At 68.4% G+C, this 12,309-nt stretch carries 11 protein-coding genes; 6 read left to right on the top strand and 5 right to left on the bottom strand.

Going from position 1 to position 12,309, the window contains the following annotated elements; genetic code table 11:
- The first annotated feature begins 124 nt into the window (after positions 1-124).
- From guaB to phoU, 3 genes are all read left to right on the top strand, one after another.
- Positions 125-1,642 carry an IMP dehydrogenase gene (guaB, locus tag EP7_RS00165; RefSeq protein WP_463525515.1) on the top strand — a complete coding sequence of 506 codons (1,518 nt, stop codon included), beginning with the start codon at positions 125-127 and terminating at the stop codon, positions 1,640-1,642.
- A 283-nt stretch (positions 1,643-1,925) separates the two neighbouring features.
- Positions 1,926-3,995, top strand: coding sequence for a hypothetical protein (locus EP7_RS00160; protein WP_463525514.1), 2,070 nt, complete (start codon positions 1,926-1,928; stop codon positions 3,993-3,995).
- 288 nt (positions 3,996-4,283) lie between these two features.
- Positions 4,284-5,030 (top strand): phosphate signaling complex protein PhoU, encoded by a 747-nt coding sequence (gene phoU / locus EP7_RS00155; protein WP_463525513.1) that lies wholly within the window; start codon positions 4,284-4,286, stop codon positions 5,028-5,030.
- Positions 5,031-5,112: 82 nt separating this feature from the next.
- On the opposite strand, the gene rsmA is transcribed toward phoU, so the two are convergent.
- The 3 genes from rsmA to EP7_RS00140 form a co-directional block, all read right to left on the bottom strand.
- Positions 5,113-6,135: a 16S rRNA (adenine(1518)-N(6)/adenine(1519)-N(6))-dimethyltransferase RsmA gene (rsmA, locus tag EP7_RS00150; protein WP_463525512.1), complete on the bottom strand. Its 1,023-nt coding sequence runs from the start codon at positions 6,133-6,135 to the stop codon at positions 5,113-5,115.
- Positions 6,136-6,235: 100 nt separating this feature from the next.
- Positions 6,236-6,436 carry a type II toxin-antitoxin system Phd/YefM family antitoxin gene (locus tag EP7_RS00145; RefSeq protein WP_463525511.1) on the bottom strand — a complete coding sequence of 67 codons (201 nt, stop codon included), beginning with the start codon at positions 6,434-6,436 and terminating at the stop codon, positions 6,236-6,238.
- Positions 6,437-6,456: 20 nt separating this feature from the next.
- A complete protein-coding gene (locus tag EP7_RS00140; RefSeq protein WP_463525510.1) occupies positions 6,457-7,065 on the bottom strand; it encodes a riboflavin synthase in 609 nt (202 codons plus the stop codon).
- A gap of 217 nt (positions 7,066-7,282) precedes the next feature.
- Here EP7_RS00140 and glsA point away from each other — a divergent pair, with 217 nt between their 5' ends.
- The 3 genes from glsA to EP7_RS00125 all read left to right on the top strand — a co-directional run bounded on the left by glsA (position 7,283) and on the right by EP7_RS00125 (position 10,218).
- On the top strand, positions 7,283-8,254 hold the full coding sequence (gene glsA, locus EP7_RS00135; RefSeq protein WP_463528471.1) for a glutaminase A: 972 nt from the start codon (positions 7,283-7,285) through the stop codon (positions 8,252-8,254).
- A 46-nt stretch (positions 8,255-8,300) separates the two neighbouring features.
- On the top strand, positions 8,301-9,152 hold the full coding sequence (locus EP7_RS00130; RefSeq protein ID WP_463525509.1) for a transglutaminase family protein: 852 nt from the start codon (positions 8,301-8,303) through the stop codon (positions 9,150-9,152).
- 154 nt (positions 9,153-9,306) lie between these two features.
- On the top strand, positions 9,307-10,218 hold the full coding sequence (locus tag EP7_RS00125; RefSeq protein ID WP_463525508.1) for an aldo/keto reductase: 912 nt from the start codon (positions 9,307-9,309) through the stop codon (positions 10,216-10,218).
- A gap of 66 nt (positions 10,219-10,284) precedes the next feature.
- Here EP7_RS00125 and EP7_RS00120 read toward each other — a convergent pair whose 3' ends face one another.
- Positions 10,285-11,241, bottom strand: coding sequence for a ThuA domain-containing protein (locus EP7_RS00120; RefSeq protein WP_463525507.1), 957 nt, complete (start codon positions 11,239-11,241; stop codon positions 10,285-10,287).
- Between the two features lie 270 nt (positions 11,242-11,511).
- Positions 11,512-12,171 carry a hypothetical protein gene (locus EP7_RS00115; protein WP_463525506.1) on the bottom strand — a complete coding sequence of 220 codons (660 nt, stop codon included), beginning with the start codon at positions 12,169-12,171 and terminating at the stop codon, positions 11,512-11,514.
- Positions 12,172-12,309: the final 138 nt, after the last annotated feature.

The raw sequence follows: 12,309 nt of genomic DNA, 5'->3' as shown, positions 1-12,309 counted from the left end.
TCGACGCTGTTGACCTTGCCAGCCCCCCCGCCCGCGGCTTTAATGGATACGGAAAGGCACCTAGGATCCAGCCGACGACGCGAACATGGATGTTCAACGGCCGTCGGTGACGGAGGCTTTTCCCGTGCAGGACCGCATTGCGTACCAAGGAATCACGTTCGACGATGTCCTGCTCGAGCCCGCATACTCAGAGCTCCTCCCCCGCCAGGTCGAGACGAAGACCCATCTGACCGCCAAGATCCCGCTGAATATCCCCATCCTCTCCGCCCCGATGGACACGGTCACCGAGGCCGAGCTCGCCATCGCGCTGGCGCAGGAGGGGGGCCTCGGCGTCATCCACAAGAACATGTCCGTCGAGGAGCAGACCCGCGAGGTCGACAAGGTCAAGCGCTCCGAGAACGGCATCATCGTCGACCCGATCACGCTCCCCCCGACGGCCACCGTCGGCCAGGCCCGCGAGATCATGCGCGGCCATAACATCTCGGGCGTCCCCATCACCGTCGGCGACAACCGCCTCCGCGGCATCCTCACGCGCAGGGACCTGCGGTTCCTGGAGGACAATGACCTCAGCATCGAAGAGGTCATGACCAAGGAGAACCTGGTCACCGCGCCGGCCAACACCAGCCTGGAAGACGCCGACCGGATCCTCACCCGCAACAAGGTCGAGAAGCTCCTCCTGGTCGACGATGAGTTCCGCCTGAAGGGGCTCATCACGATCAAGGACATCGACAAGCTCCACCGCTACCCCAACGCCTGCAAGGATATCCGGGGCCGGCTGAGGGTGGGCGCCGCGGTGGGCGTGCACGACTACGAGCGGATCGCCTCGCTGCTGGAAGCCGACGTCGACGTGATCGTCGTCGACTCGGCCCACGGCCACTCGATCAACGTCATCGAGACGGTGCGCAAGATCAAGCAGTCGCACGACATCCAGGTGGTCGCCGGCAACGTGGCCACCGCCGAGGGGACCCGCGCCCTGATCGACGCGGGCGCCGACGCCGTGAAGGTGGGCATCGGCCCCGGCTCGATCTGCACCACGCGGGTCGTCTCCGGCGTCGGCGTCCCGCAGATCACGGCCATCTACCACGCCGCCAAGGCCGCCGCCGGCCGGGTGCCGATCATCGCCGACGGCGGGATCCGCTACTCGGGCGACATCGCCAAGGCACTGGCCGCCGGCGCCCACTGCGTCATGATCGGCGGCCTCTTCGCCGGCCTGGCCGAGAGCCCCGGCGATCAGATCATCTTCCGGGGGCGCAGCTTCAAGTCCTACCGAGGCATGGGCTCGCTGGCCGCGATGGCCAAGGGCTCTCACGAGCGATATCGCCAGGACGTCGGCCGCGCCCCCGATGCCAAGTCGGCCACCAGCCAGTCGGCCCAGAAGCTCGTCCCCGAGGGGGTCGAGGGTCGCGTCCCCTACAAGGGGCCCCTGGCCGACTACGTCTTCCAGCTCGTCGGCGGCATCAAGGCCGGCATGGGCTACTGCGGCACCCGGACCATCGACGACCTGCGCACCAAGTCCAAGTTCATCCAGGTCACCGGTGCCTCCGTCCAGGAGGGGCACCCCCACGACATCGTCATCACTCAGGAGGCGCCCAACTATTCCAGCTACACCTCCGACGGCGATTCCCTGAGGGGTTCGGTCTGACCCCAGGCCAACCCCGTTACCCCAGCCCGCCGGGTCACCCATCCCGGCGGCGCATCCGCTAAAACCTCCCGGAATTCCTCAACCGGATGACCGGGCTTTGCCGAAAGATCAGGAAGATCGCGCGGCAAATGTCTGATCGGGACGGACGCCGCCCCGAGCGACCCCGCATCGGCCATCGAAATTGACCGGTGCGGATCGCCGCCCGTTGGTGCGTCGCGTGCAAGTTTCGCAGCCCGGGGGACTCGACTCCCCGGACTGCCCTGAGCCAGCAAGGAGGCGTGGCGTGCGTCGCCCCATTTCAGCAATGACCGCGGCAACCCTGGTCTTCGCCCTCTGCCCGGGCCTGATCCGGGCCCAGAATGCGGGCCAAGACGTCGGACAACCCCCCGCCCGCGAGGACTCGTCGGCCAGCCCGGCGGTCTTCGACCCCATGGCTTCCGCCCGCGGGGCGCGGCATCTCCTGCGCAACGGGCAGGACTACATCAGCTATGAGCAGTTTGACCGCGCCCTCAGCTTCCTCCGCGAGGCCGAAACCCGCCAGGCTGAGCTGAGCGTCGCCGAGCGGCAGCAGCTCAAGCAGGCCCTGGAGCGTGCCCAGCGCGGCCTCCGCCAGCCGGCCAACACCAAGAAGGGTCGTTACGCCAAGTCCCGGACGACCCGCGCCGGCTCCATTGCCTCCGCCACGGCCGGACAGGGCCAGAACCAGGGCGCCGCGTCTCCTTCGGGCTTCCAGCTCACCTCGGGCACCCAGGCCATCGAAGCGCCGGCGGCTGCCGCGCCTGCCCCGGCTCCTTCCCGGCTCCCCGCGGTTTCCACGCCCGAGCCGGCACCGGCCCCCGCGCCACTGCCCGCCGATGCCCCCTACGTGCCGGCCCCCGAGGCCGCCGCTCCGGTCCCGGCCGCAGAGCCGGCGCCCCTGGAACTGCCTGCCCCGACGCCGTCCCAGGCCCTGGCTCCGGCCCCGCCCGAGCCCGCCCCGCTGGCCTTGCCCACGGCCGCACCCGCCCCGGCCCAGGCCGAGCCCGCCCCGCTGGCACTCCCCGAGCCGTCCAGTCCGGAGCCGGCCGTCCCTCAGCCCGCACCCGCCGCCGAGCCCGTGGCGGCCATGCCCTCGCCCGAGCCGACCTCGACGATGCCGACGCCCGCGGCGGCGATGCCCTCGCCTTCGGCCGAGCCGGCCATGAACTTCCCCGCCCCTGAGGCCGAGCCCGCGGCGGCGATGCCCGCTCCTGACGCCCCGGCGTTCCCGCCCGCGGCGGAGGCGATCGCCCCGACGGTTTCGGCCGAGCCCAGCCTGCCCCAGCTTCCCGACGCGGAGGTCGCCGTCAGGCCCGAAATGACGCCCGACGTCCGGCCGATCGGCGTCCCCGCGTCCATCGCCGACCTCCCCCCCGCGGCGCCGGCCGAAGAGCTGGGCCTGCCCCCGTTGCCCGCCGACGCGGCGCCCGCACCGGCCGGCCGCCCCGCGATGGCCTCCCCCGAATCGGCCGCGCCCAGGGCCGCCATGGTCGCCCAGGATCCGTCCGAAGGGGGCCGGCCCACCGTCGGCGGCCTGGCCGCATCCGAGGCCGATCCCGTCCCCGTGCCGGCCGCCGAGGCCACCCAGCTTCCCGACGCCCCGCCCCAGTCCACCTCGGTCCCGGCGCTCACCGACACTCCCCCCGCGCCGGCCGCCTCCGCCGGGGTCCCTGACGACCGGAGCGACGTGCCGGCCCACCTGCGGCACCTGCTCCCCCGCCGCGACGTCACGCCCTTCCAGTCGTCGCTCAGCCCGGGCTCGCTGCGGGCCGTCGAGGAGATCGCACGACGCCAGGACGACGCGATGAAGCAGGCCGAACCGGCGGCGCCCGCGCCTGGCTCGTACGGCTCCGCCAACGTCACTTCCCCTCGCCTGGAACTCTCCAGGGCCCCCAGCCCCGCCGAGCCCCGGCCCATCCGCGCCATCCCCGTGCCCGAAGACTTCGTGCCGATGGCCGCACGCCAGTGGGGCCCCAGGCGCAAGTACTGGTCGGCCGCCGCCGTCTGCTCCATGCCGCTCTACTTCCAGGACGCCTCGCTGGAACGCTACGGCCACAGCGCCGAGCAGTTCTTCGGGCCGACCGGGCGGCATCTCAGCTATCCCCTGGACGACGTCACCCAGTCCAAGCAGCGCAACCAGATCATCCAGCCGTTCTTCTCGGCCGGGCTCTTCGCCGCCCAGATCGCCTTCTTGCCCTACAACATGCTGATGGATCCGCCGTGGGAGGCCCAGTATGACCTGGGCTACTACCGGCCCAACGACAAGATCCCGACCGACACCTACTACCTGCCCCTCACCGGGATCGGACCGCCGTTGCACGGCAAGAATTATTGATCCGACGGTCGCCCACCGACCCTCGAGACTCGACGAACGCCCCCGGCCCGATGCCGGGGGCGTTCGTGCGTTTCCGGCGTGCCGGGCGTGTCGACCGCGCGAAGATCGGGCCTCGGGCCCTCCGATTCTCCGGGTTGCGGTTGTACACCGGCCCCGAGGCGCCTATGGTAAAGAAATCGGCTATCGCCGCGACCTTCGCGGCAAGGGTCCACCCCGGGCCGAATCACACCCGAGTTTAACGAACCGCAAGTGGGGCCCGCGACGGCCGGGCCCGTGGGAGCCCCGCCGATGGCACGAAGCGATGTCGCCGGGACGAGTCCGCCCGAATGGGACGCCGAGCGCGTCTCGCTCGGCCGCCATTTTTTGCGCGACATGGAGTCGCTCTGGGCCGGCTTGCTCCAGATGGCCGCCGTGGTCGAGGAGACGCTCACCCTCGGTGTCCGCGCCCTCTGCCACAGCCGCCCCGACCTGGCCGCCGCGGTCAAGAATGAAGAGTCCGAGATCGATCGCCGCGAGGTCCAGCTCGAGCGCGAATGCCTGCGCATCCTGGCCCTCCACCAGCCGGTCGCCTCCGACCTCCGCCGGGTCACCGCCGTGCTCAAGATCAACTCCGACCTGGAGCGCATGGCCGACCTCGCCCTGCACATCGCCAAGCGCGTCAAGAAGTCGTCCGGAGACGCCACGCCCATCCCCATCCCGCAGGGGATGGAGGCCATGGCCATGGAATCGCTCTCCCAGGTGCACGACTGCCTCGACGCCCTGACTCGCAGCGACTCCGACCTGGCCCGTCGCGTCATCGCCAGCGACCGCCGCTTCGACGCCCTGAGACGCGACATCCAGAACGACCTCAAGGACCTGATCCGCAAGGATCCCGATCGCCTCGACTCCTGCCTCCGGCTCATCAACACCGCCAGGAACCTCGAGCGTATCGCCGACCACGCCACCAACATCGCCGAGGCGGTCATCTACCTCAAGGAAGGCAAGATCGTCCGCCACGACGACTCCACCGGCCGCTGGGTCGACGCCCAGGCCTGAGCCGTTCCCGCCCGGGTGACGAAGGAAGACGGGGACCGGCGCCGCATTGAGGCGCTGGTCTCTTGCCCCGTTTGACCGGCGCTCAGTCGTCGTCCCCTTCGGCTTCGTCCTCGTCCGAGTCCGCCTCGTCCTCGCCTTCTTCGTCGTCGACCTCCACCTTCGCCGTGGTGGCGGCGTCGCCCAGGCGGGCCTTCAGCGCGACAGTCAGGGCGATCCATTCCTCGACGTTCAGAGCCTCGGCCCGCACCATCCCCGCCAGGCCGAGCGAGTTGAGCATCTCGTCGACCGACTCCTTCGTCAGCTCGTGCCGCCAGAAGCTGTGCAGCACCCGCCTGAGGTTCTTGCGGCGCTGGGTGAAGACCTGACGAACGACGGTCTGGAACCAGGGGATGTCCCCGATGAGGGCCCGCTTCTCGGCGTTGGGCGTGATCCGCACGACCGCCGATTCCACCTTCGGCCGCGGCCAGAAGACGTGCGGCGGCAGGGTTCGAAGCAGTTCGACGTCGGCCAGGGCCTGAACGAGGATCGAGAGCGCCCCGTAGTCCGAACCTTGCGGGTCGGCCCGCAGCCGCTCGGCCAGCTCAAGCTGGATCGTCACCACCATGCGCTCGGGCCTGATGTCGGCGTCGGGGTGCACCAGCAGGTTCGTCAGGATCGGCGTGGCGATGTTATAGGGCAGGTTCGAGACCAGCTTGAACCGACGACCCGGCGCCGCGGCCAGCCCCGACCGCACGTTGTCGATGAGCACCGGGTTGATCGTGTGCTTCCCTTTGAGCGCATCGGCCTGGAAAACCCGGACGTTGGGCAATCCCTCGGTCGCCTCGGTCGTCAAGGCGACCATCGCCGGGTCGATATCCACCGCGACGACCGCCGCCCCCTTGCTGGCCATCAGCGAGGTCATCGCACCCGCCCCCGGCCCGATCTCCAGCACCACATCCCCGGGCCCCACGTCGGCCCCCTCGGCGATCAGGTCGTGGATGTTCAGGTCGATCAGGAAGTTCTGCCCGAACCGGTGCCTGGGCGCCACCCCCCGCCTGCTGAACAGGTCGCGGAGATAGGACTGAGTCTGACGTCGGGGCGAGTTGTGGTTCTTCGATTCGGTCATCGGGGGTCGGTTCGGTCCGGGTACGGATAAGGTCGGGCGGCTTCGTAAGAAAGCATCATAACGCCTCGGCCCGACGGCCTGTCCAACGATTCCAGGCGTCTCAGTCGAGGCCGAGCGTCTTCTTGGCCTCATCGAGCGAGAGGGTCGCGGCGTCCGCCTCGTCCCCCTTAGCTGGTCGCAAGTCGAGGACGTCGGCGGCATCTTCGAGGAGTTCCAGCAGCGCAACGAACTCTTCATAGGGCAGCACGGCAAATTCCTTCTTGCCGTTCTTCGTCAAAGATTCGGGATGAAGCCGGATCATGCGTGACCTCCGTCGACGGCTCAGGCCCCCGCCGCCTCCCGGCCCAGCAGCTTGCGGACGTGCTTGGCCAGCATGTCGGCCTCGATGTTCACGCGGTCGCCAACCTTCAGGGTGCCCAGGGTGGTCGCGGCCAGGGTGTGGGGGATGAGCATCACCGAGAAGCGGTCGGGGCCCACGCTGACCAGGGTCAGGCTCACGCCGTCGACGGCGATCGAGCCCTTCTCGACCAGCAGCGTGGTCCACTCGGGGGCAATGCCGAACGCGAGGAATTGCCACTCGCCCTCGGGCCTGCGCTCGAGGAGCGTCGCGGTGGTGTCCACGTGCCCCTGGACGAAGTGGCCCCCCAGGCGGTCGCCCAGGCGGAGCGAGCGTTCCAGGTTCACCGGGGCGCCGGCGGCAAGCTCGCCTAGGTTGGTGCGCAGCAAGGTCTCGGGCCCCGCCTCGGCGTCGAACGCATCCGCCTCGGCGTGGACCACCGTCAGGCAGCAGCCGTTGACGGCGATGCTCTCGCCCAGCGCGAACGGCTCCGACCCGTCGAGGCCCGGCCAGGCGATGGTGAGCCGTCGCCCTTGTTCCTGCACCTCGGATCGATCCAGACGCCCGAGCACTTGCACCAAGCCGGTGAACACGACACTTCCCCCGCTCGACCCCGCAGCCTTGATCGACTTGCTCTCTCGCCCCCCTACTTTAACAGAGTCATCGCCGGCCGGCTCGACCTACGCCCGAGAACATTCGCTGCTCTCGCGCGGCTGGACCGGGTTGAGTGCGTCGAATACGATCGATCCGCCGGCGTCCAATCCCTGCCGAGTCGTCGGCCGTCCCCATGGAAAGCGAATCCCCTTGGCCATCCCGACGAGCGCCTCCGCCGTATCGACCGCGCCAGATCGACTCCGGACCTCGGTGGCCGCGGCCCATGAACGGTTCAGATCGGTGAATGAGGGGGAGGTCGCCAGCTACATCCCGGCCCTCGCCAAGGTTCCCGCCGGGCTGTTCGGTGTGTGCGTGGTCGAGACCTCCGGCGCCGTCCATTCCGCGGGCGACTCGGAGCACGAATTCTCGATCCAGAGCGTCTCCAAGCCGTTCGTCTTCGCCCTGGTTTGCCAGGCAATCGGCGAGGACGAGGCGCGGCGGAAGCTCGGGGTCAACAGCACCGGCCTGCCGTTCAACTCGGTGATCGCGATCGAGCGGACCGAGGACGGGACGACCAACCCGATGGTCAACGCCGGCGCGATCGCTGCGGCCAGCCTCGCGCCGGGGGCGACCGCGGCGGCCAAGTGGCAGTTTCTCCAGGAAGGGCTGTCTCGCTTCGCCGGCAGGCGTCTCACGCTCGATGCCGAGGTCTACGAGTCCGAGTCGGCCACCAACCGGCGGAACGAGGTCGCCGCCAAACTGCTCCAGAGCTACGACCGGATCTTCTTCGACCCGATCCAGTCCACCGACATCTACACCAGGCAGTGTTCCCTGAACGTGAATGCCAGGGACCTGGCGGCGATGGCCGCCACCCTGGCCAACGGCGGGGTCAACCCGCTGACCGGCGAGCCCGTGATCGACGCCATCCACTGCCAGCACGTCCTGGCCGTCATGGTCACGGCCGGGCTTTATGAGAATTCGGGCGACTGGCTCTATGAGACCGGCCTGCCCGGCAAGAGCGGCGTCAGCGGCGGGATGGTCGCCGTCGCTCCCGGCAAAGGGGGCCTGGGCACGTTCTCGCCGCCGCTTGATCCCTCCGGCAACAGCGTCAGGGGCCGGCTCGCGGCCGGGTTCCTCTCGGAACAGCTCGGCCTGAACCTGTTCGCGTCGCACCCGGCCGGGCGATAAGAACCCCCTCACCGCACCTCGTTCGATCGGATCGGGCCATCTTCCCATGAAACGCATCCGCATCACGCACGTCACCAAATATCACTACCACGAGCCCGTCAGCTTCGGGGTCCACCGCGCCTTGCTCCGGCCGCGCGAGGGGCACGACCTCCACATCGACAGCTCTCGCCTCAAGATCGAGCCCGCGGCCAGCGTCCGATGGCTGCGCGACGTCTACGGCAACTCCATCGCCCTGATCACATTCGCCGAGCCCGCCCCGACGATGAGCATCTTCAGCGAGATGAACGTCGACCTCTACGACGACACGCCCATCGACTGCACCATCGACCCGATCGCCGATTCCTACCCGTTCCAGTATGCCGCGGACGAGCAGGTCGAGGTCTTCCAGTATCGCCTCCCCAGCTATCCGCACGATGGCCCGGCGCTGCAAGCCTGGCTGCTCGACCTGTACAAGCCGGGCCAGCTCATCAACACGTTCGAGCTGCTGAACAACCTGAACACGCACATCTTCAAGTCCTTCCAGTACGTGCGACGCGAGGAGCCCGGCGTCCAGCTCCCCTGCCGGACGCTCGCCCTGAGCACCGGGTCGTGCCGCGACTATGCCGTGTTCATGATGGAGGCGGCCCGCCACTGGGGCTTCGGCGCCAGGTTCGTCACCGGCTACATCCAGATGGGCGAGGGTCAGCACGGAGCCACCCACGCATGGGCCGAGATCTACATCCCGGGCGCGGGCTGGCGGGGCTTCGACCCCACCAATAACAAGCTCGCAGGCACCGAGCACATCGCCGTCGCGGTCGCCCGCGAGCATGACAAGGCCTCCCCGCTCTCCGGCTCCTGGGCAGGCCCGTCGGGCGCCTGGGATCGGATGGAAGTCTCGGTGCAGGTGGTGGAACTCTGAAGGCCCGGACGCCGGAGACCCACGAATCGTCGTGGCAGCATGCCGGGCCCCGGGATAGAATCGGGCTCACAGTCGACGGCGAGGTTCCGAGGCACCCCCAACGGGGTCATTCGTCGCCCGCCGGGCCTAGCCCTCACCCAGCCGGAGCCCCGCCATGTTGCCTCCCGTGAACCGCCGCGACTTCCTCACCCAGGCCGCCGCCGCGACCGCCGCCCTGGCCGCCGCGCCCGGGCTTGCCTCGGCCGCCCCCGTCGCCCTGCGCAACGCGACCCCCAAGTCGTCCGCCGACCAGGTGGTGCTGGGCAAGTCCGGCATCAAGGTCTCGCTCATCGGCATGGGCACCGGCAGCCACGGCTCGGGCCAGGCCAGCAACCAGACCCGCCTGGGCGTGAAGGAATTCACCAAGGTCGTCCGCCACGCGCTGGACCGGGGCACCACCCTCTTCGACGTCGCCGACCAGTACGGCTCGCACACCTACCTGCGCGAGGCCCTCAAGGGTGTGCCCCGCGACAAGTACGTGATCATGACCAAGACCCACGCCACCAACCTGGCCGACTGTCGCAGCCACCTGGAGCGCTACCGGATGGAGCTGGGCGTCGACTACATCGACATCCTGCTGCTCCACTGCATGACCAAGAAAGGCTGGCCGGCCGACCACACCGGCGCCATGGACTACCTCCGCCAGGCCAAGTCCGAGAAGATCATCCTGGCCCACGGCACCAGCAACCACGGCATGGACCCCCTGCGCACCAGTGCCAAGGACCCGTTCGTCGAGATCGACCTGGCCCGGATCAACCCCGAAGGGCTGATCATGGACGACAAGAAGCCCGACGAGGTCGCCTCCCAGCTCGAGGAGATGCACAACGCCGGCAAGGGCGTCATCGGCATGAAGATCCTCGGCGAAGGCGCCTTCAAGGAGCCCGAGCGCCGCGACGCCTCCCTCCGCTACGTCCTCGGCCTGGGAACCGTCGACGCCTTCATCATCGGCTTCGAGTCCACCGACCAGATCGACGACCTCTACAAGCGAACCGACGACGCCATCGCTTCCCTGAGGCAAAAGGCCTGAGCCGGCCTGTTCGCGTCAAGCCCTGCCCCGGCGACCTGGTCGCCGGGGCAGGGTGTCGCTCGAAGGCTACGGGTGACCAAGCCAGCGGACCGCGTTGGTGAGGATTTGCAGCGGGAGAGGCTGCTTGTAGATCGGGTAGGTCTCGTGGCCGGGGCGGAAGTAGAAGACGCGGCCCTTGCCCAGGTTCCAGACCATGCCGCTGCGGAACCACTCGCCCGCGGCCCAGCGCTCCTCCAGGATGAGCTCGTCGGGCTCGGGGACGTGGAAGGGCTCGTCATACATCTCGGTCTGGGGCAGCTCGAATGTGCGGGGGATGCCTCGGACAATCGGGTGGCTGGGTTTGGTGACGTTCAGGGTGCTCGGCTTGCCGTCGTTCCGGTAGGCGGGGAAGCAGCAATTGGGCAGGCGGACCTCGACCTCCTCGCGGCCGTCGGGAAACTTGCGGATCGACGCATATGGCGTCGGCCTGTCGTCGCGTTTGGGCGGCGCATACCTCGGCTGGGGCGGCAGGTAGCGGATCTCCACCTTTCCCCCGTCCTGGCCGCGATGAGTCCGCTCGGCGTCCCTCCGGGTCCGCTCGTTCATCGCCTCGACGAACGGGGTGGACCAGTGCGCCGAGTGCACCGCGATCAGCGAGAGCTGGCCCGCCAGGATGCGTCCGACGATCCGTTTGCCCGTCTCCGGCGTCACCTCGGCCTGGCGGACATGCCCCCACCAAATCAGGACATCGCAATCGGCCAGGCTCTCGTCCGAGAGCCCTTGCTCGGGATCATCGAGCGCGACTGACCTGACCGAGAGCCCGGGCTGGGCCCGCAGATGATCGGCGATCCGGTTGCCGAGGAAGTTCTCATAGGCGGCCTTCTGCGCCGGCTGCCGTTCGTCCCAGACGACGACGCGGACCGCCGGCTCAGCCCCACTACCCAGGGCCTTGCCCCCGGCGAGATCCAGGCCCGGGACCAACGCCGATGCGGCGGCGACTGCCGAAGCCCTGAGGAATCCCCGTCGATCCTCGTTCCTATCCATCGCTTCATGATCCTCGTATGGCGTATTGGGGCGACCGTCATTCGGCCCGTTCTTGCGACCGAACGTTGAGCAAATCCGGGCTCCTGCCTACGCTCAAAGGCCCCCGATACGCGATTCGATCATAGCCGCACCCACGCGGGCCGGCGACGGGCCTGGGGGGCGTTCCTCGGGCGATTTCCGGCGAGGAGAGGCCGATACGCCGATAGACTTCGTGAGCGTGCTGTGCCCCGGCGGCCGAGAATTTGCCGGGGCCGAATGGGCTCGTCGCCGTCAGCTTTTCCTGGCCTGGCACGCGGGAAAGGTGATCGCCGGTCGCTTCGGGGGCTTGCTCGCGAATTTCGGGATCGGGAGTCCGTCCGGCAAGAACACGCTCAGGCTTCGGAAATTCTGCATGAACTTCACAAGTTGCGGGTAATCCGTCTTCTCCCACCCATTGACGTCTTTCTTGATGCGATATCCCAGTTCCTCCACCCAGTAAGCGACGAGCGGGGCGAGCCTTGCCTGGATCTGGCCTTCGTCCTCGGAGGTTGGCGTCTTGCGCGTCGGCAGCGTCTTGTCCAGATCCTTCCTGATGTCCGCCTCCCAGTCCGGGATCAGAGGCTTGGCGACCCGGCTGTAGTGGGCCCTCGCATGCGTCTCGATTCGCATTAGGAGTTGGCGGTGGTCGTTGCGCTCGGCCGTCGTCTGCGCATTGGTGATGTTGTCCTTAAGTTCGCTCGCGATGCTGTAGCTCACGCCGATGGGGACATCGATCGTGCATTCGTCCACGGAGTTGCACTTGGCGACCTGGGAGACCGTCAGGGTGACGGGCGTGCCGCCCAGCCCGACGTCGAATCTCACCAACTCCCAGGCGTTGAGCGTCTTCATCGACGACTTGAAATCGGGCCCTTTGAGCTCGGCCAGGGCGACGTTCACGGAGAGCTTGGCCATCGGAAGACTCCAGGGAGATGCCCGGGTTCCCCACTTAATGCACCCATAGTTGTGAAAAATAGCCGGGAGCCTCTCCCCCTGGATACTCGCCGGACCGGGGAATCGGACGCGAATATCGCACCGATACCGCGATGTCAC

The sequence above is a fragment of the Isosphaeraceae bacterium EP7 genome (assembly GCA_038400315.1).
Taxonomy (GTDB): domain Bacteria; phylum Planctomycetota; class Planctomycetia; order Isosphaerales; family Isosphaeraceae; genus EP7.
Note: the sequence above shows the minus strand (reverse complement) of the source record. Positions and strands in the feature narration are given on the sequence as shown.

What these genes read in the sequence shown, in the direction of transcription:
- phoU (WP_463525513.1), top strand. Translation starts at nt 4,284, where the DNA reads ATGGCACGAAGCGATGTCGCCGGGACGAGTCCGCCCGAATGGGACGCC.
- rsmA (WP_463525512.1), bottom strand. Translation starts at nt 6,135, where the DNA reads ATGACCGAATCGAAGAACCACAACTCGCCCCGACGTCAGACTCAGTCC.
- EP7_RS00145 (WP_463525511.1), bottom strand. Translation starts at nt 6,436, where the DNA reads ATGATCCGGCTTCATCCCGAATCTTTGACGAAGAACGGCAAGAAGGAA.
- EP7_RS00130 (WP_463525509.1), top strand. Translation starts at nt 8,301, where the DNA reads ATGAAACGCATCCGCATCACGCACGTCACCAAATATCACTACCACGAG.
- EP7_RS00125 (WP_463525508.1), top strand. Translation starts at nt 9,307, where the DNA reads ATGTTGCCTCCCGTGAACCGCCGCGACTTCCTCACCCAGGCCGCCGCC.
- EP7_RS00120 (WP_463525507.1), bottom strand. Translation starts at nt 11,241, where the DNA reads ATGGATAGGAACGAGGATCGACGGGGATTCCTCAGGGCTTCGGCAGTC.
- EP7_RS00115 (WP_463525506.1), bottom strand. Translation starts at nt 12,171, where the DNA reads ATGGCCAAGCTCTCCGTGAACGTCGCCCTGGCCGAGCTCAAAGGGCCC.